An 18137-nucleotide genomic window follows, 5' to 3' on the forward strand; every position below is an offset into this window, starting at 1 on the left:
TTGGTAGATCGATCTGACAATAAACAGGTGTAGATCCAGGGTGTAGACCCAGGGTTGATAGCATTTCGTAACCCATCACGGAATCGTTTGACTGACCCTTATCTCCTTAATTTACAGTTTGCGTACACACCCTGGTTTAGGGACGCCCGCCCCGCTCACCTGAGTCTAGAGAGTTCTGTCTCCCTGCCGCACTACCTCAGCGCTTTCCTATCGCCGATAAGTTCACAGGGAAATGTAATCCGAAAGACGGCCCCGCCTCCCGGCGGGCTTAAGGCCTCGGCATGGCCTCCATGCGCTTCGGCAATCGAACGGGTGATGGAGAGGCCGAGCCCGGAGCCGCCGTATTTCCGCGTCCGGGAGGAGTCGCTGCGGTAAAATCTGCGGAACAAATGCGGCAGATGCTCCGGTGCGATCCCCGGCCCGTTGTCGCTCACAGTCAAAACAGCTTTCGATTCTTCAGCCTGCAGGCTGATACGGATTTCTCCCTGATCCGGGTCGGTATGCTGGATGGCGTTGTGCACCAGATTCAGCACGATCTGCTTAATCTTGTCCGCATCGTACCTTCCCCGGATACCTGCCGCAAGATCAAACGTCAGCCGGCGGCTTCCGGCCAGCAGCGTGAGCTGCGGACGCATGTCCGCGATCAGCTCTCCAAGCGGCAGCTCAGCCAGCGCAAGCTGCGGCGCACCGTCCATCCGGGTGAGCAGGAGCAGGTCTTCCACCAGCTTGTTGATGCGTTTCGACTCCCCATGCATGCTGTTCAGCGCGGCGTACAGCTGCTCCCGGTTGTCCGCGGCGCCCCGCAGCAGCACCTCCAAAAAGCCGTGGATCGAGGTTAGCGGGGTCCGCAGCTCGTGGGAAGCGTCCGCGGCAAACCGCCGCATCTGCTCTTTAGCCTCGCGTTCGCTGCGGAACGAGTCTTCCAGCCGCTCCAGCATCCCGTTAAATGAGCGGGAAAGCCGGTCGATTTCGGCTTGGCCTTGGTCGACCGGGAATCTTGCATCCAGATTTCCGGCATCGATCAGCCCAGCCGCCCTCCCCATATTGGACAAGGGGACTAACGTCCGGCGGAGAACAGGGATGTATAGGAGCAGACCGCCGAGCAGCGCGGCTAGCGACAGGCCGGCAAAAATCAGCAGCTGGCGAATGACCAAATCGCGCAGCGGCCCGGCGTCGACGCTCATCTGCAGCAGCCCTTGCGGATGCTCGCGGCCGCCCAGCTTCATGAAGACCGCCAGCTGTTCGCTGCCGTCCGCCCCCGCAACGATGCGGTATTCGCCGCGGACCGAACCGCTCGGTACGGCAAGCAGCTGCGCGTATGCCGCGGCGTCCAAGCGGGGAGCGAGGGCACCCGCAAGCGTCTCCTCCCGCAGATCGGTAAAGCTCCCGTCTGGTCCGATGACGGCAAGCGTGGTATGCGGGTCGAGCAGAAGCGGTCGGCGTTCACCGCCGCGCGGCAGGCTCCGCCCGGCACCAGGGGCGTCCCGCCCTTCGCCGGATTTTGGCTCTGCGCTGTTGCCTGCTTCGCCTGAATTTGGCGCGGCCCCATTCCCCGCTTCGCCAGAACTTGGCGCGGCCCCATTCCCCGCTTCGCTCGGACTTGGCTCACCCCCGTTATCCGCTTCACCCGGCAGTTGACTGCCGTCCGTGCCCGTGGAGAAGCCGGCGGCTGCACTATAGAGAAACGGAGGGATTGCACGCATCTGAGCCTGCATCGCTTCCGCACGGCTGGAGTAGACAAAATCCCGGTTCAGCCAATACTGCAGGCCGCCGATCAGCAGCAGAAGAACGGACAGGATCAGCAAAGACCGGGCCAGCAGCTGGCTGCGCAGCGACCCTGGGCGAAGCTTGCCGCGCCTGATCCGGTTCTCTCCGGCGCTCATGGAAGATCCACCCGGTAGCCCGCTCCGCGCAGCGTACGGATCAGCTTGTGCTCTTTGTCGCCCAGTTTTTCGCGCAGGGAGCGGATATACACCTCGACGATATTTTCCTCTCCGCCAAAATCATACCCCCATACCTTGTCCAGAATCATTGCCTTACTGAGCACTAGACCATGGTTGACAACAAGATACTGCAGCAGCTCGTATTCCGTGGGGGACAGCTCCAATACCCGCTCCAGATAAGCAATTTCCTTGCGTCTTCCGTCAATCCGGAACGGACCGCAGCGCACCTGGCCGAGCAGGCCGGGAAACTGGTTGCGCAGCCGGGCTTGAATCCGGGCCAGCAGCTCCTCGAAGCTGAAGGGCTTCACCATGTAATCGTCGGCACCAAGCGACAGGCCCCGCACTCTGTCGCCGATCTCGTCTTTGGCTGTAAGCATAATTACGGCGGTATCGCGGCCTTCTTCCCGGAGGCGCCGGCATACCTCGAATCCGTTTATGCCCGGCATCATAATATCCAGAATGACCACATGCGGCTTGTAATCCTGCAGGAGGTCGATGGCCGAAAGCCCGTCCTGCGCCGTAAGAACTTCAAACCCTTCATTTTTAAGACCCAGCTCCAGGAACTGGAGAATATGCGGTTCATCATCGGCCAGCAGCAGCCGGACGCCATGAAATATGCTCATTTGTCGATATCCTCCACTTGTCCCGGCCGTTAGCCGGGGCTCCAATCATCGCCCGGACGCCCCGTGCGGAACGCTGTACTTTCCTTAATATTATGGCATATTCCGCTGAACGTTTGCTGAAGACGCGGGATGTGGACTCCCGGCACCGGAAATATTTTAGAACAGGCTGTTTTTTATATGATATAAAGCATCCCTAATACATATAGTCCCTACAAGGCAATTTTTTGAATTTGGTTAGCAGGGTTCTCATTAACAAGCTGTTTACGGAGATTTATGCAAAATACTGACAAGATTCGCAAGGGCAGGTAAGTTCAGAGGTTTCGAGAATGGTTAAACATATCTATGAGAAGAGGTAGCACTGCTTCCGGATCAGGAGGAGGACACGCAGCTGCGTTCGAAGATGTGCCGGCGGCCGGAGCGACATTGACAGGCTTCAAGCGGGTTAATGGAGAGCGAGGCCGGAAGCGGAAAAAGAGTTTTGACGAAGCGGCGGCAGGGCTATACAATAACAGTAACCTTTGGCCCGGATGTACGAATTTGGGTCCGAAGCGCGGATTTACCGCTTGTACCCCGTTTGGCTATCGCAGTTTCCCATCACTTTTTTTCTTTCCGGAATTCTTGGTATTCGAGTCTGCATTCACAACTTGATCCTGCTGTCATCTTCATGTCCTGCAATTAATATCCAGGGGCGTGCCCCGCCGCCCGCAAGCTTAAGACGGAACGGTTGAAGTTTTGGCCTTAAGGAAGCGGAAGGTTAGGTGCGCACGCTGCAATTTGCGAAGAAGCTTTACTACTTACTTGTGAAGGAGGCTCTTCCATGAAGAAAAAAGAAATGGTCGCCCTGCTGCTGGCGGGAGGCCAAGGCAAACGGCTCAAGGGATTGACGAGAAATCTGGCCAAGCCTGCCGTTTACTTTGGAGGCACCTACCGGATTATTGATTTTCCCCTCAGCAACTGCACGAATTCAGGCATCGACACTGTCGGCGTTCTTACCCAATACGAACCCCTTGTTCTCCACTCTTATATCGGCGTGGGCAGCGACTGGGATTTGAACCGGAAGAATGGCGGCGTTTATGTGCTGCCTCCGCACGAGCGCGAGAACGGAAGCAATTGGTACCGCGGCACGGCCGACGCAATTACGCGCAACCTGAAGTTTGTCGATCAATTTGATCCGGAGCATGTGCTGATCCTGTCCGGCGACCACATTTACAAAATGGACTACGGCGTGATGCTCGAATACCACAAAGAACGGAAAGCGGACTGCACGATTTCGGTCATCGACGTTCCGATTGAGGAAGCGAGCCGGTTCGGCCTTCTGAATACCGGCGAGGACCTGAAGATTCTCGAATTCGACGAAAAACCCGCCAAGCCGCGCAGTACGCTGGCTTCGATGGGCGTATATATCTTTAAGTGGGAGGTTCTCCGCCGCTTCCTCGTGGAGGACGGGGAGAAACCCGATTCCGCCCATGATTTCGGCAAAGACATCCTGCCGCTGATGCTGGAGCAGGGCCATAAGCTCTATGCGTATCCGTTCGAAGGTTATTGGAGAGACGTCGGCACAGTAAGCAGCTTATGGGAAGCCAACATGGACCTGCTGAGCGACAACCCCCCGCTGAATCTGAACGACCCCGCCTGGCGGATTTATACACGGAATCCGAACCAGCCGGCGCAGTATGTGGCGCCCGGAGCGAAGGTTCACGGCAGCATCATTAACGAAGGCTGCGTCGTGAACGGCGAGGTCAGCCATTCTGTCCTCTTTTACGGCGTAGAGGTAGGGGAAGGCAGTGTAATCACCGATTCGGTCATCATGCCAACAGTCAAAATCGGCAAAAATGTCCGCATTCATAAAGCGATCATCAGTGAAGGCACCGTGCTGGAGGACGGCCTGCATATCGGCGCGGACCGTGAGGACGACAATGAGATTCTGCTGATCGATAACCGCAACAAGCGGCGCAAGCCGGCGGCAGCCAAATCCCTATAACCTTATACAAGGACGGTGGAGAATCCGATGAAGCAGCTTATGGGTGTCATTAACCTTGATCATGAACTGGATAATCTGAACGAACTTACGTATTTCCGCTGCGGCGCCGCCGTGCCTTTTGCCAGCCGGTACCGGCTGATTGACTTTGTCTTGTCGAACATGATGCGGGCGGATCTGGAGAGCGTCGGCCTGTTCGTCCGCCGCAAATACCGCTCCCTGATGGACCATCTGGGGGACGGCAAGTCCTGGGACATGAACCGCAAACACGGCGGACTGTTCATCCTGCCTCCCGACTGGAACGATCCGACCGATACCTCGCAGGGGGATCTGCAGCATTTTCATAATAATCTGGACTTTTTCAACCGGGCCTCGGCCAAATACATCGTGCATTCCGGCAGCCAGCACATCAATACGGTGAATTTTTATGAGCTGTACCGCTATCACTGTGAAAAAGGCGCGGATGTTACACTGGTCTACAAAAAGACCGATGAGCTGCAGCCCGAACACGATCCCTGCCTGCGCGTCGAGGTGGGGGAAGACGGCATGGTCACGGATATTCACCATGAGAAAACGCATCCCAATCTGTATCTCGATATGTTTATCATCAAAAAAGATTTGTTCCTGGAGATGGTGGAGCACTGCATCGCGCATGGGGAAAGTTACTTTTTCCGGGACGCCATTCAGAAAAACCGCCACCGCCTAAAAATTGCGGCCTACGAATACACCGGCTATCATGCGGTCATCAATTCGGTGGAAAGCTATTTCAAAAACAGCATGGAGCTGCTCTGCCAGGAGAAGTATACCGAGCTGTTTAAGGAAAATACGGTTCAGACCAAAATTAAATACGAAGCGCCAACCCGCTACCTGGACAGCGCCAGCGTCAGCAACTCGCTTGTGGCCAACGGCTGCATTATCGGCGGCACGGTGGAGAACAGCATTATTTTCCGGGGCGTGCAGGTCCGCAAGGGTGCCAGGATTGTCAATTCGGTCATTATGCAAAAATGCGTGATCGAAGAGGATGCCGTCATCGAAAACGTCATTATGGACAAAGACGTCAAATTGAGTCCGGGACGGGTGCTTGTAGGAGATACGAAGCGGCCGTACGTCATTGCAAAAAGCAGCAAAATTTAAGCATCGTCAGGAGGAACCCGCTGTTGTTTACCGATAAAGAAACCTTCAAGAAGTCGTTCCGGGAGCGGCTTGTCGGAAAGCTGGGCAAGCCGATGGAGGAAGCGTCAAACGCGGATGTCTATCAGATTCTCGGCAATATGATCCGGGAGAACGCAGGCAAGCACTGGGCGGAGACGAATCAGAAATACAAGCGGGACCGCGACAAGCAGGTCTACTACTTCTCCATGGAGTTTCTGATCGGCCGTCTGCTGGGGAACAATCTGCTTAATATGGGCGTGCTGGAGACGGTCCGTGACGGATTAGCCGATCTGGGCTTTTGCCTGGCTGACATCGAAGAGGAGGAGGCGGATGCGGGGCTTGGCAACGGCGGGCTTGGCCGTCTGGCCGCCTGCTTCCTTGACTCGCTTGCTTCGCTGCAGTATGCCGGACACGGCTGCGGGATCCGTTATAAATACGGATTATTTGAACAGAAAATCGTTGACGGCTATCAGGTGGAGCTTCCGGACACGTGGCTGCAGAAGGGCAGCGTGTGGGAGGTCCGCCGGGAGGACAAGCAGGTGGAGGTCCGGTTCTGGGGGCGCGTCGAGACGGGCTGGGAGAACGGGGAGCTGACGTTTGAGCATAAGGATTACGAGGCGGTCCGCGCAGTCCCTTACGATATTCCGATTATCGGAGCCGACCGCAGGCATGTTAATACGCTGCGGAACTGGAGTGCGGAATCCATTCCGATGACACCCAAAAGTCTGGTTACAGGAAACACAAGCTACAACAAATTCCTTGAATACAAGCGGTCGGTTGAGTCGATTTCGGAGTTCCTGTATCCGGACGATTCCGAATACGAAGGCAAGCTGCTCCGCCTGAAGCAGCAGTATTTCCTGTGCAGCGCGGGACTGCAGAGCATTCTGCGCACTTTCGAGAAGACCGGATTGTCTTACGACCATCTTCCCGACAAGGTGGCGCTGCATATCAACGATACCCATCCGACACTTGTCATTCCGGAACTCATGCGCCTGCTGATGGATGAAAAAGGCATCGGCTGGGACAAAGCCTGGGAGATGACAACCCGGATGGTCTCCTATACCAATCATACGATTTTGAGCGAGGCGCTGGAAAAATGGCCGCTGCAGATGGTGCGGGAGCTGCTGCCGCGCATTTACCTCATTATCGACGAGATTAACACCCGGTTTTGCGGCGAGCTGATGCGCAAGTACCCGGGCGATCAGGACCGGATTTCCCAGATGGCGGTGATCCACGACGATCAGGTGCGGATGGCCAATCTGGCGATCGTCGGCAGCCACAGCGTCAACGGCGTAGCCGCACTGCACACGGATATTCTGAAAAAACGGGAAATGCGGCTGTTTAACGAAATGTTCCCGCACCGGTTCAACAACAAGACCAACGGCATTACGCACCGGCGCTGGCTGCTGCACGCCAACCCCGAGCTGGCGGGATTAATCAACGAGTCGATCGGCACCCGCTGGCTGACTCATCCGCAGGAAATGATCGGCCTGATCAAATACTGCGAGGACCCGGCGTTCCAGGAGCGGGCGTTCCAGATCAAACGGCGGAACAAGCAGCGTTTGGCGGAGTATATCACCTCCAGGCATGGGATCGCGGTGGATCCGGACTCGATTTTTGACGTACAGGTCAAACGCCTGCATGCTTACAAACGGCAGCTGCTGAATATCCTTCATGTCATGCATTTGTACAACCAGCTCAAGGCGAACCCGGGCATGGATATGGTGCCGCGCACCTTCATCTTTGGAGCGAAGGCGGCTCCCAGCTACCATCTGGCGAAAACCATTATTAAGCTGATCAATACGGTAGGCGATGTGGTCAACAAGGACCCGGATATCGGGGGCAAAATCCGCGTCTTTTTCCTGGAGAACTACTCCGTCTCTCTCGCGGAGAAGATCATTCCGGCGGCCGATGTCAGCGAGCAGATTTCCACGGCAAGCAAAGAAGCGTCGGGGACGGGGAATATGAAGCTGATGATGAACGGCGCGCTGACGGTTGGAACGCTGGACGGCGCCAATGTGGAAATGCATGAGATGGTTGGCAGCGACAACATGTTCCTGTTTGGTCTGAACGCCCAGCAGGTAATGGATTATTACCAGCACGGCGGCTATTATGCGCGCGATGTGTACAACGGTGACAGCCGCGTCAGAGAGGTGCTGGACCAGTTGGTGATGGAAGGGCCGTTTTGCTGCCACATCCGGGAGTTCGAGCAAATTTTCCGCTCGCTTTTGGAGCACAACGACGAGTTTTTTGTGCTGAAGGACTTTGGCAGCTACGTCGAGACGCATGTTGATATCGACCGTGCGTACCGCAACCGGAAGGACTGGATGAAAAAATCGATCATCAACATCGGCCACTCCGGCAAATTCTCCAGCGACAGCACCATCAGCCGTTATGCGGCGGAAATTTGGGATATCGATCCCGTGACGCTGTAGAGGATAAAAAAATAGCCAGGCCCGGCGGGGAATGCACCTGCCGGGCCTGGCTGTGTTCGTGTGAAGAAACGGAGACAATGTACCGCCGATCCGCATCAGGCAATTTGCCGGGTTACAGAACTCTCAGTAATTGCCGGATTACAGGGCTTCCGTAATCGCCGTGCTACAGAACTTCCGTTATGATCGCGGCAAAACGCTCCACAAAGATCCGCTCATCATCATGAAAACGGTGCTTCAGCGGACTGTCGATGTCGATAACGCCAAGCACCCGGTCTTCCTTGATCAGCGGAACAACAATTTCGCTGTTTGAGGCCGCATCGCAAGCGATGTGTCCAGGGAAGGCGTGGACGTCGTCAACCACGAGCGTTCGCCGCTCGGCTGCCGCCGTACCGCATACGCCGCGTCCCAGCGGAATGCGGATGCAGGCGGGCAGACCCTGGAACGGGCCGAGTACAAGCTCTTCCCCGTCCATTAGATAAAAGCCGGCCCAGTTGGTGTCCGGCAGGACATGCTTCAAAAGCGCGGAGGCATTGGACAGATTGGCCACCGCGTTTGGTTCGTCTTTTATCAGCGCCGACAGCTGAGTGAGGGCGGCTTCAAAGCGATCGCTGCGTGTTCCGTCATAGGGCATAGCTTGAAACATAAAGCATCACCTTCCTGTACCTGGATGACAACTCCTGCGTGTCTGCTGTTCTGTATGGCGTCCGCTGTCCGGCAACCGGCACGGAGCATGAGAAAGCTTGAACCTGCAAACACGCTTTGAACAAGAGCTGTACTAATCAACATAGTACAGGGCGGCGGAAGCGTCAAGACTTTGGGGCGTTCCCGTTGAATTTTCTGAAAACCTCCGGGCAACAAAATGTAACATCCGCTCAAAGCTGCGGATTTGATTTCAGCAATTGAACGGTAAACGAAGTCCCTTGGGTGAGTTCACTTTTGACCGTAATCGTGCCGTTATGGGCTTGAATCAGCTTATAGACGATGGCCATTCCCAATCCCGTGCCCTCCGAAGCGGCGTCTGTCGTAGTCCCGCGGTAATATTGCTGGAATAAATGCTCTACCGTTTGGCTCGGCATGCCTACGCCATTGTCCTTAATGCGGACTAGCACGTGCTCTCCTGCATCCTCAATCTCGACATAGATATCTGTAGGTTCCGGATTGTGAATAATAGAATTCATCATAAGATTTTGCAAAATACGGTGCATGTACTTAACATCAAAATCCACGTGAATGACAGGCTGGTCCGCGTGAAAATGTAGGCGGTGGCTGCTTGCTTGCGGATTGTTACTGATATCCGCAACTACTCTTTTAGTAAATTCGACAATATCCATCATTGTCTTCTGGATTGGAAGAGTACCTTCCGCGCTATTGAGCTGTGTGACGAGACTTAAATCTTGAATCAATTCCTCCATATGCGTCCCCTTGTCATCCATTTCCCGGATGAACGACCTCGCCTCTTCTTTCGACCACTCGTACTGCTCGTTTAATAAAAGAGCCGAATATCCCCTGATATAGGTCAAGGGCGTTTTCAAATCATGGGATATCCCGGCAATCCATTCCTGTTTGGCTTGTTCAATACGGGTTCTCTCCACTTCATTCGCTTGCAAGGTGCTGCCCAAGGATTGAAGCTGCTGCAGCACTTCCTGATACAGGCGGAACCGCATGCGTAATTTTCCCTTTCGGTTATATATATTCGCTATATTACCAGGCTGTATGTAATTGTCCCGCGAGAGCTGCTGAATCCAGGCCATAACGAATCCGATGGGGCCGCCAAAATACCAGCCGAACAAGACGATACATAGCAGCGTGCTAGCCCCAAAAATTTCACCTACGAGAAGACCTTCGTCATCCATACTGATGTGGATACCAAGCAACGGAAGCAGGCCTTCAATAATAAGAACTACAAAGATCCCCGTACCAAGAAGCCATAATACGAGCCCTAACGCCAAGTGAATCGTGAATCGGGTTTTTATTCGCATAGCCGTGCCTCATTCGGGGGAATGAATTTATAACCGATTCCCCTTAAGTTCACGATGATTTTGGGGCTTCGGGTATCATCGCCGAGCTTCCTGCGCAGCTTGGAAATATGAATCGTAACCGTTTTTTCTTCTCCGAAGACCTCATTTCCCCATACCAACTCGTATAGCTGGGCCGTCGTGAAGATATGATTGGGATGCTTGCAGAAAAAATGAAGAAGCTCCAGCTCCTTTGCCGTACAATCGACGGCTTGGCCTTGCACGGTTAACGCTGCCGATTCCGGATGAAAGGAAAAGTACCCGTAATCAAACGCCGTGTTTTGTTGATATGCGCGTTCCAGGATCTTTTCCCTGCGAAGGATCGCCCTGATTCGGGCAACGACCTCCAATGGATTAAAAGGCTTAGTGATATAATCGTCTCCCCCGATTCCTAACCCCGTCAATTTATCAAAGTCGGTTGAACGGGCGCTTATGAAAATAATCGGTGCATTCGTATGTTTTCGGATCTCCGTACAGAGCTCAAAGCCGCTTAAATCCGGGAGCATGATATCAAGCAAAATCATGTCATACGTTTTTTCCCTGACGCGCTGCATTGCGTCTTTGCCCGATGTTGCCGTATCAATATGCGTGAAATTCTCTTTCCGGAGTGTGATCTCCAGCAGCTTTAATATGCCGATTTCATCATCGACGGCCAGTATGGTTGCAGATTCCAATTTGATTTCCCTCATTTCAAACTTATCCTGGACCTTCACTTTCTATCTTACTCCATTTGCAAATTCAGGCGTTTACTTCACCAAAAATGTTACTGGCTTTTTCCGTACCGTTTACTTTGTTTTTACTTTCATTCCCTAAGCTTAGTGTAGCACAGCAATAAAAGACCGGGAGGACATCGGGAATGGAAGCCGTTATTCAAATGCATCAGGTCAGCAAGACATTTCAGGGCACAGAGACCATTAAGAATGTCAATATGAGCATCAAGAGAGGAGAAATTTACGGGTTTTTAGGCCCAAACGGGGCAGGAAAAACAACGATTATGAAAATGATATTAAATTTGGTCAAACCCACTTCCGGCGAGATCCGGGTATTCAATCAGATTGTTGCGCCAGCGTCGTACCAATACTTAAAAAGAATCGGCAGCATCATTGAATATCCTGTGTTTTACGACCGGCTGACGGCTGAAACCAATTTGGAACTTCACTGCAGGTATATGGATTACAGCGATAGGCTTGCGGTCAAGGAAGCGCTGGAGATCGTTGGCCTGCAAGGAGTAGGGAAGAAAAAAATCCATGAATTTTCGCTTGGGATGAAACAGCGGTTAGGAATTGCACGGGCGATCGTGACGAAACCGGATATTCTCATTCTCGACGAACCGATTAACGGTCTGGATCCGATCGGAATTAAAGAAATGCGGGAGCTTCTGCTGCAATTAAAGGGAAAATGCGGAACAACCATTTTAATTTCGAGTCATATCGTGTCGGAAGTCGAATCGGTCGCCGATACGATTGGCATCATTCATCAAGGCACATTTTTGCAGGAAATAAAGATGGAAGACATCCGGAGGCAACATGCAGGATCGTTAGAAGAGTATTTTATCAATCTCATCCATGGGGGCAAACGTTATGCTTAAACTGATCCAACTGGAATGGCAAAAAAATAATTTATCGCACTATTTTAAAGGAGTCGTCATTTGCATAGCGGCCATCTACGCTGCTGTTGTCCTTATGACGTTGGGGACCCGGAGTGAAAACGAACCCATGAATTATGCTGACTTTATCTCTTTAGCGGATATTTTGATACGTATAACCTTTATTATTTTTTCGAGCGTGATTTTGTCGCGTCTAGTGATTGAAGAATACAAGAGCAACATGATCCAGGTGTTGTTTACCTACCCGCAGCAGCGGAAAAAAATCATGCAAGCCAAGTTATTGATCGTGTATGTATTCTGTTTCTTCAGCATCCTCGTCACAACGGTGATTATCAATCTGCTAACGTATTTCCTGAATCCAGTAATAGGGTTGTTTGATGTTCCGGTTCGTATAGATGAAATGGCAGCTGCCGTTCCGGCAACCCTGCTAAACGCCTTTATGATCGCAGGGATCAGTTTGATTCCATTAACGTTTGGTATGAGAAAAAAGTCAACGGCTACCACCATTACATCAGCTGTCATCATCGGATTTCTGGTAAACGCCACGGTTTCTGGCGGAGGAAGCTCGTCAAGCCTTTTTCAGTTCATTGCCATTCCGATTGTATTGTGTCTGCTTGGCCTTTTCCTCGGCTATCTTTCTTTTTACAAAGTCGATCAAAACGACGTGGCTTAAAATAGGCTCGGTACAGAAATGGAGGGAATAGAATATGAAAAAAATCCTAACCGCTTCGCTTGTTTTCATGGCCCTTGGTGCGCTGGTTATTGGCTGCCAAGGAATAGGAGAGGCAAGTTATCATCAGGAAACATCTTTTGAGGCAAAAGGCATAGAAGAAATTGAAGTGAATAATGATTCTTGGGATATCGTGTTCAAGGATACGGATTCTCCGAATATCACCGTCACTTGCGAAGGAAAGCAGCGGGACAAAAAAAGCGAGCCAGTAACAATTAATCAGGATGGGGAAAAAATGATCATCACCCAGCAAGATCAAGGGGGAATTTCAGGGGGGTTCACATTTGGCAAAGATGGGACAATCTATATCTCTATTCCCGGCCATGAAATCGATACGATTACATTGAACAACGACGCAGGCGATATTAAAGTGAAGGATGTAGCTGTCCAAAACCTTGTTTTTACCAACGATTCCGGCTTTGAGCATATTGAAGGATTGACCGCGGATAAGGGTGAATTTAGTTCCAAAGACGGAGAATTCACGCTGAAGGACAGCTCGTTAAACAAATTAAAGGTGACATCCGGCAGCGGCGACAGCTACATGACCCGTGTAACTAGCCCTGACATGACCATCACTTCAACAGCAGGGGAAATATCCGTCAAGGAGGCTGAGGAAGGAAAACGGCTGCACGCAGAAACAAATTCCGGAGATCTCACCGTATCTTATAGTACGCCTCCTGCTTCACTAAAGCTGATGGCAAGCAGCGGCTCAGCGGATATCGATGTTGGTTTGGACGGCTTTATAGAGCAGCAAAACACAGAAAAATCGATTGAAGGCATGATTGGGGACGGAACCAATACACTGGAGCTCATCAGCCAAGCAGGAACGATAATTGTAGAATAAATTTCTATAGCGGAATGGTCTTAGATCGCTAAGAAATAACAGCTATTTTTGCAAGCTCCATGAATGAATTACCGTGTAGTTCTTTTTTAATTGGCTGTACCGTATAACATTCTTATTCTTAAAGTCATTGAATAACCGGTAATAATCCTGCTCCAAGGCTTCCCAATCATTATATTGACCGTTCTCAGCCAATTGCCCCGCCGGAAGGGTTACATTCGTTTCGTTATAAAGGGTTCCATGGGAAGTTTGCCAATCGGGTATTTTATCTTTCCACTCCGCATATATAGACCCTTTCCACTTGTCGCCTAAAGCGGACACTAATAAGTTCTTATTGATTTGGTTTGCTCCTCTAAACATTTCCAGTCTAGAAGTATCCGTATCAAAAAACATATTTCCGCAATTCGTGCACTGATACACCGTCTTAAAAAGGTCGGATACCAATGACCGGACTCTCATTGCAGCTTCTTCTTTTTCTTCCGGCGACGGCCCTGACTTTTCAATAGCATCGTCAATCTCATCCAGGAGATCAAACTGATCCTGGTCAGCGATTAAATATCCCTTATAGGATAAATAATCCGTATTATCGTGGATTCTTTGTCCGCACTCACATCTGAAATTCATTAGTTCACCTTTCACCTCACGTTTTGACTGCAATTTATCAATTTATAATAGGGCAGTTAATTACCGCGGACAAGTTGAATGTTTAATTACGTACAGGGTACTCAACTACAATGTCCCAATTCTTAAATTGACGCAGCCGTATTACGCTATGTACGATTGCATACAAACCTAACCCAGCACTAATCATATAAAGTATCGTTGTTTCAATATCGCTTTCGAGTGACTGAAAGACGCTATAAACGCACGAGATTGTCAGATAAGCACCAGCTGCGATAAGTAAATATCTTCTAGTGTTTGCTCTTTTTATTTTCTGTGAAAAGTGATCATAACATGATTTGCATATTACTGTTTTCCGCTTGCCGACAAGAATCAAACAGTCAGAACAATAGTTTTTATTACAAAAAGGACAGCTGTTTTCATACTCCACATGATCATGTACAAAACATGCTTTCAAACTGAAGCCTCCTTGCAGATTAGGGTCTGTATGCAAAATGCCTTTATAAGTATCTTAGTCATAAATTCGCTTCTTTCGCTAAAGGCATTATGATTTTTTAACTGCGTTTTTTAGTTGAATCACTTCAGCATAAGAGACAGCAAACTGAACTACAATAAAAAAAATTCTGTTTAACAGCCCCATTGGTGAAAATAGAATAACAACAAAAGCAATAAGTCCTGCCAATAAAGCTAAAAGATTAAATGTAAAGTGAAGGGATCTCCTTTTTGATAAACTAACTATATTCGATAATTGAAGAAAAACGGCTTGGGCCAAGATACAGTTCATAAGTAAGGAAAAATGCTGCCATATCAGAGAATCCAATGAGTTTCCAAAAATGTTTATCAATAGAATTGCGATAATTAAGGAAAGCAAAGATAATCGATCTTTTCTTGGAGTCAATTATAACCACCCTTTTTCAGGTGTTCATTGAGTATGTTTTTTCTTGCTGGTGATGACTGCCGTCCTGGCGGCAAGAAGTCTTTGATCTTTTCCATGTGGTCGTCACAAACCTTCTTTCAGGTAAACATATAGAAAATAATAACAAAAATGAACTGAAATTCAATAAAAAAGATAAAGAATTATTCCTGTTAGCTGAATAGCAAAAAACGGCTGCCGAAGCAACCGCTACTCTGCTAGCGCCCCTGTTAGCCCCAATGAGGGAATGCTGTTTTTCGTTTGTTGAACTTTTGTTAACAATCCACCTCCAATTATTCTACTTTCAATTTCACTGTTCTGTCTGTTAGCTCAGGTAAGTCACTTTCTGATTGGAACAGTGCGTAATTGGAAAGGGGCCTTTTCTAGAAAAAATGTCTCGGGAATTGCTGCATCTGCTTCACTGGAGATCATCTGTTCAGACGGCTAGCCTCCGGGAAGGCGCTAAGAAGTTTTTTGTCGGCCTCAGCCATCCGTTTGACATAAGCATCGTAATCGGGACTCAGCTGTCGAAGGTTGGCTATAAACCGTTCCTGGTAGCCAGAAGCGTGTTGAAAATCGCACAGAAGCTCACTCAGCCGCTTGGCTGGACTAGCCTCGTATTCCGGAGAGGACCGAAAATTGAGATAATCCCGCACCTGCTGCCGGTTCTTCTCGTCCTGGAGAAAATCGTCAATATTCTCAATCGTTCGTTTGGTCTCCTCCAAAACCCCGGCGAGTTTGTCCGTGTCTAAGGAACCAAGAGCTTGTTCCAATTCCCGCTCTAATTCCGGCGGCATGCCCTTCCATTCGGTCTCATCAAGGTATCCGACAAGAGACTCGTAAGCCGCTTGCTGATCGTCAGTCTCAACGGCTGCATTAAGGAAGGGACCGAAATGCAGTGCGAGAAACTGCCCATACGGTCCGGGGAAGGCCAAAGCGATCCGCTCCTTCAGTCCCGCCGGTTCCCCCAGTCGGTTCGCCGCATAACGCCAGACTGCTTCCGTCTCGGCTGGCTGGCGCTGCCAGCGCACCAGCACCTCCTGACGCGCCTCCAACCGGGCGCGCTGCCGGGCCAGCTGCCCGGCGAATTCGGCCAGTGCCTCGCCGCGGTCCTCCGCCGAAAGAATACGCCGGATGTCGGCGATTCCGGCTCCGAGCTTTCGCAGCAGGGTGATTTCTTTCAGTACTTCAACATGCTGCTCAGTGAAAAGGCGATAGCCGTTCGTATCCTTTTCTGCCTTAAGGAGGCCCTGCTCCAAGTAATAATTAACGGCCTTTTTTGTCAGGCCGCACGCCTTACACAGCTCATGTATCAACATGCTCTTTCACCTCCGGATTCATTGTAAGGCGGTCCCCAAGGGGTCAGTCAAGCTTGGGCGGTAGAATAGGCAACCTGGACGGGAGTGCAGATGGTTCAAGCTCGTGTAGGAATGCTCGGCCGCTTGAAGCCGCAGGGACGGCATGAACGGCATGAACGGATGCAGGCAGATAGTTCACTGCTAGCAGTTAGCTATGCGGCCTGGAGCTGCTTTGGTTCTTGCTGCTACGTGTAAGATGCCTGCTGCTGCATATTCAGCTGCTTATGCTAGGCGAGCAGCCGCTTCTGCAAGCGGGTTGCAACTTTTTGCAGGCTAACGGAGCTGGCCCGGAGGCTATTTGGAACTGGAGGAGCGGAAGCGTCCGCCTTTGTTTTCGGATTTAACCCGCTAAGGGGGGGCTGATAAAATAAATCCGAAAACAACAGCGGCCGGAAGTCCAAATGAGCCGCAGGGACGGCGGAGCGGATGCCTGCAGTTAGTCGGGCCCTGGCAGCTAAGCCTGCAGCGTGCATTTATGCATTCAGCTGCTGCATCTACCCACCCGGCAGCCTAACAAACTTTTACATTTATGTGAACCCAAGCGGCATCTGATGTTTCCTCCACCGGGCTGAAGGGTAATTAAACTGTAAAATACGGAAGGCCTGGAGCCGGAAGGAGTGACCTATGCGCGCCGACGTTCAAAATTTGTTCATCGGAATTCATATGTTGTATTTTGCCCATGAGCGGAAATTGACGGTATCGGATATGCAGACGGAATTGGAAGGTTACGGATATCGCGTGGGAGAACGCGAAGTGAAGCAGGAGCTGGAACGGCTGACTCAGGAGAATTACCTGACGGCCCATGGGGACGAATACAGCATTACGGGTACCGGAATTGAAGCGTTTAAGGCGATTCATGCGAAACTGCAGGTGCTCTGCAGCGAAGTGCTGACGCCGGCTCAGACGGCAGCTTCCCGCTGACGGACAGAATCGGGACCCTGCTTATTATATTGGATGTAGTTGCAGCGCCTGCGCGGGCGGCGGACAGCCCCTTGCGCAGGCGCTGCTGTGTGTAAGTGAAGGGGAATATACTTACCGGCGGAGCAGCGCATAAACGGCTTGAAGAGATATAGGGTTTTCATATTCATATGGGATACACGGCTGAATCGGTCCAGCGGCAGGACCGGAATTTGTGAAGAAGGCGTGAGAGTGGCCGGCCCTATGAGCAGCCGATGAAGCTGATAATGCCCCGGAGGTATGCTAGAATGTAGCGTGATGCTTGTTCAACCGGCAAGTTGGATACGATGGAACTTGGATACCTGGATACAATGGATACAGGTACACCTGGATACTTGTATACCTGGCTAACTGCATACTTGGATACCATGGAGCACTAAAGGAGGATGGCAAATGGACGGATGGGCAAAGGTCATCCCGGTTCTGCATACCAAAAGACTCATGCTCCGTCCGCTTCGCCTGGAGGACGCGCCTGCGCTGCTGCGCTGCTGGTCCGATCCCCGGACGGCCCGCTGGCTGGGGATCCCGCCGGTAGAGACTGCCGAAGAGGCCAGCGCCTTAGTTGCGCTGCTGCTTCAGCTTGCTGGGGAAGAACAGAGCTTGCGCTGGAGCGTGGCGCTGCCGGATGGAGAGGCGCTTGGCACCTGCGGGCTGAACTTTTGGCAGCTGGAAGGCGCTTACCGGGGGGAGCTTGGATGCGAGCTTGCGCCGGACGCCTGGGGCCAGGGCTATATGCATGAAGCCCTGCAGGAGGTGCTGCGGTTCGGTTATGGAACCATGGGACTGAACCGGCTTGAAGCTTATTGCCATCCGGACAATGCGCGTGCGGCGCGGTTGTTCGAACGGCTTGGTTTTGTTCGGGAAGGCGTGCTGCGGCAGTACCGCCATACGGCGGACGGCTTCCAGGATGCAGCGGTGTTTGCTCTTCTCCGCAGCGAATGGGACGCCAAGTGATAGATAGAGAA

At 51.5% G+C, this 18137-nt stretch carries 16 protein-coding genes; 8 read left to right on the plus strand and 8 right to left on the minus strand.

Going from position 1 to position 18137, the window contains the following annotated elements; translation table 11 throughout:
• Positions 1-191: 191 nt before the first annotated feature.
• Together ACE6ED_RS21635 and ACE6ED_RS21640 are read right to left on the minus strand one after the other, a co-directional pair.
• On the minus strand, positions 192-1883 hold the full coding sequence (locus ACE6ED_RS21635) for a sensor histidine kinase (protein WP_410829498.1): 1692 nt from the start codon (positions 1881-1883) through the stop codon (positions 192-194).
• On the minus strand, positions 1880-2566 hold the full coding sequence (locus ACE6ED_RS21640; protein ID WP_410829499.1) for a response regulator transcription factor: 687 nt from the start codon (positions 2564-2566) through the stop codon (positions 1880-1882). Before ACE6ED_RS21640 ends, ACE6ED_RS21635 begins: the two co-directional genes overlap by 4 nt.
• Positions 2567-3383: 817 nt before the next feature.
• On the opposite strand from ACE6ED_RS21640, the gene ACE6ED_RS21645 reads away from it, so the two are divergent.
• Genes ACE6ED_RS21645 through ACE6ED_RS21655 form a run of 3 tightly spaced genes read left to right on the plus strand, consistent with a single transcriptional unit; the run spans position 3384 to position 8131 of the window.
• A complete protein-coding gene (locus tag ACE6ED_RS21645; RefSeq protein ID WP_410829500.1) occupies positions 3384-4547 on the plus strand; it encodes a glucose-1-phosphate adenylyltransferase in 1164 nt (387 codons plus the stop codon).
• Between the two features lie 27 nt (positions 4548-4574).
• Complete coding sequence (glgD, locus tag ACE6ED_RS21650; RefSeq protein WP_410829501.1) at positions 4575-5678, plus strand: glucose-1-phosphate adenylyltransferase subunit GlgD; 1104 nt, start codon at positions 4575-4577, stop codon at positions 5676-5678.
• Positions 5679-5701: 23 nt separating this feature from the next.
• The gene (locus tag ACE6ED_RS21655) at positions 5702-8131 is read left to right on the plus strand and encodes a glycogen/starch/alpha-glucan phosphorylase (protein ID WP_410829502.1); all 2430 of its coding nucleotides are present in this window, start codon (positions 5702-5704) and stop codon (positions 8129-8131) included.
• Positions 8132-8294: 163 nt separating this feature from the next.
• Here ACE6ED_RS21655 and ACE6ED_RS21660 read toward each other — a convergent pair whose 3' ends face one another.
• The 3 genes from ACE6ED_RS21660 to ACE6ED_RS21670 form a co-directional block, all read right to left on the minus strand.
• The gene (locus ACE6ED_RS21660; RefSeq protein WP_410829503.1) at positions 8295-8774 is read right to left on the minus strand and encodes a GAF domain-containing protein; all 480 of its coding nucleotides are present in this window, start codon (positions 8772-8774) and stop codon (positions 8295-8297) included.
• Between the two features lie 229 nt (positions 8775-9003).
• Positions 9004-10110 carry a sensor histidine kinase gene (locus ACE6ED_RS21665; protein ID WP_410829504.1) on the minus strand — a complete coding sequence of 369 codons (1107 nt, stop codon included), beginning with the start codon at positions 10108-10110 and terminating at the stop codon, positions 9004-9006.
• Complete coding sequence (locus ACE6ED_RS21670) at positions 10101-10820, minus strand: response regulator transcription factor (protein ID WP_410829565.1); 720 nt, start codon at positions 10818-10820, stop codon at positions 10101-10103. Before ACE6ED_RS21670 ends, ACE6ED_RS21665 begins: the two co-directional genes overlap by 10 nt.
• Positions 10821-11002: 182 nt before the next feature.
• Here ACE6ED_RS21670 and ACE6ED_RS21675 point away from each other — a divergent pair, with 182 nt between their 5' ends.
• From ACE6ED_RS21675 to ACE6ED_RS21685, 3 genes are read left to right on the plus strand one after another with little or no spacing between them, the layout of a single operon-like run.
• On the plus strand, positions 11003-11734 hold the full coding sequence (locus ACE6ED_RS21675) for an ABC transporter ATP-binding protein (protein WP_410829505.1): 732 nt from the start codon (positions 11003-11005) through the stop codon (positions 11732-11734).
• Positions 11727-12425: an ABC transporter permease gene (locus tag ACE6ED_RS21680; RefSeq protein ID WP_410829506.1), complete on the plus strand. Its 699-nt coding sequence runs from the start codon at positions 11727-11729 to the stop codon at positions 12423-12425. Before ACE6ED_RS21675 ends, ACE6ED_RS21680 begins: the two co-directional genes overlap by 8 nt.
• Positions 12426-12459: 34 nt before the next feature.
• On the plus strand, positions 12460-13326 hold the full coding sequence (locus tag ACE6ED_RS21685) for a DUF4097 family beta strand repeat-containing protein (protein WP_410829507.1): 867 nt from the start codon (positions 12460-12462) through the stop codon (positions 13324-13326).
• Positions 13327-13368: 42 nt separating this feature from the next.
• Here ACE6ED_RS21685 and ACE6ED_RS21690 read toward each other — a convergent pair whose 3' ends face one another.
• The 3 genes from ACE6ED_RS21690 to ACE6ED_RS21700 all read right to left on the minus strand — a co-directional run bounded on the left by ACE6ED_RS21690 (position 13369) and on the right by ACE6ED_RS21700 (position 16176).
• On the minus strand, positions 13369-13947 hold the full coding sequence (locus tag ACE6ED_RS21690; protein WP_410829508.1) for a hypothetical protein: 579 nt from the start codon (positions 13945-13947) through the stop codon (positions 13369-13371).
• A 541-nt stretch (positions 13948-14488) separates the two neighbouring features.
• Positions 14489-14842: a hypothetical protein gene (locus ACE6ED_RS21695; protein WP_410829509.1), complete on the minus strand. Its 354-nt coding sequence runs from the start codon at positions 14840-14842 to the stop codon at positions 14489-14491.
• 443 nt (positions 14843-15285) lie between these two features.
• The gene (locus ACE6ED_RS21700) at positions 15286-16176 is read right to left on the minus strand and encodes a MerR family transcriptional regulator (protein ID WP_410829510.1); all 891 of its coding nucleotides are present in this window, start codon (positions 16174-16176) and stop codon (positions 15286-15288) included.
• A 663-nt stretch (positions 16177-16839) separates the two neighbouring features.
• Between ACE6ED_RS21700 and ACE6ED_RS21705 the strand changes: the two genes are divergently transcribed.
• Entirely contained in the window at positions 16840-17136 is a 297-nt protein-coding gene (locus ACE6ED_RS21705) for a hypothetical protein (protein WP_410829511.1), read from the plus strand.
• Positions 17137-17565: 429 nt separating this feature from the next.
• Positions 17566-18126 carry a GNAT family N-acetyltransferase gene (locus ACE6ED_RS21710; RefSeq protein ID WP_410829512.1) on the plus strand — a complete coding sequence of 187 codons (561 nt, stop codon included), beginning with the start codon at positions 17566-17568 and terminating at the stop codon, positions 18124-18126.
• The last annotated feature ends 11 nt before the right edge of the window (positions 18127-18137 follow it).

The sequence above is a fragment of the Paenibacillus nanchangensis genome (assembly GCF_046543445.1).
GTDB lineage: Bacteria > Bacillota > Bacilli > Paenibacillales > Paenibacillaceae > Paenibacillus_AQ > Paenibacillus_AQ nanchangensis.

Coding starts and splice junctions, on each gene's coding strand:
- ACE6ED_RS21635 (WP_410829498.1), bottom strand. CDS start 1,883: ATGAGCGCCGGAGAGAACCGGATCAGGCGCGGCAAGCTTCGCCCAGGG.
- ACE6ED_RS21640 (WP_410829499.1), bottom strand. CDS start 2,566: ATGAGCATATTTCATGGCGTCCGGCTGCTGCTGGCCGATGATGAACCG.
- ACE6ED_RS21645 (WP_410829500.1), top strand. CDS start 3,384: ATGAAGAAAAAAGAAATGGTCGCCCTGCTGCTGGCGGGAGGCCAAGGC.
- glgD (WP_410829501.1), top strand. CDS start 4,575: ATGAAGCAGCTTATGGGTGTCATTAACCTTGATCATGAACTGGATAAT.
- ACE6ED_RS21660 (WP_410829503.1), bottom strand. CDS start 8,774: ATGTTTCAAGCTATGCCCTATGACGGAACACGCAGCGATCGCTTTGAA.
- ACE6ED_RS21665 (WP_410829504.1), bottom strand. CDS start 10,110: ATGCGAATAAAAACCCGATTCACGATTCACTTGGCGTTAGGGCTCGTA.
- ACE6ED_RS21675 (WP_410829505.1), top strand. CDS start 11,003: ATGGAAGCCGTTATTCAAATGCATCAGGTCAGCAAGACATTTCAGGGC.
- ACE6ED_RS21680 (WP_410829506.1), top strand. CDS start 11,727: ATGCTTAAACTGATCCAACTGGAATGGCAAAAAAATAATTTATCGCAC.
- ACE6ED_RS21685 (WP_410829507.1), top strand. CDS start 12,460: ATGAAAAAAATCCTAACCGCTTCGCTTGTTTTCATGGCCCTTGGTGCG.
- ACE6ED_RS21690 (WP_410829508.1), bottom strand. CDS start 13,947: ATGAATTTCAGATGTGAGTGCGGACAAAGAATCCACGATAATACGGAT.
- ACE6ED_RS21700 (WP_410829510.1), bottom strand. CDS start 16,176: ATGTTGATACATGAGCTGTGTAAGGCGTGCGGCCTGACAAAAAAGGCC.
- ACE6ED_RS21705 (WP_410829511.1), top strand. CDS start 16,840: ATGCGCGCCGACGTTCAAAATTTGTTCATCGGAATTCATATGTTGTAT.
- ACE6ED_RS21710 (WP_410829512.1), top strand. CDS start 17,566: ATGGACGGATGGGCAAAGGTCATCCCGGTTCTGCATACCAAAAGACTC.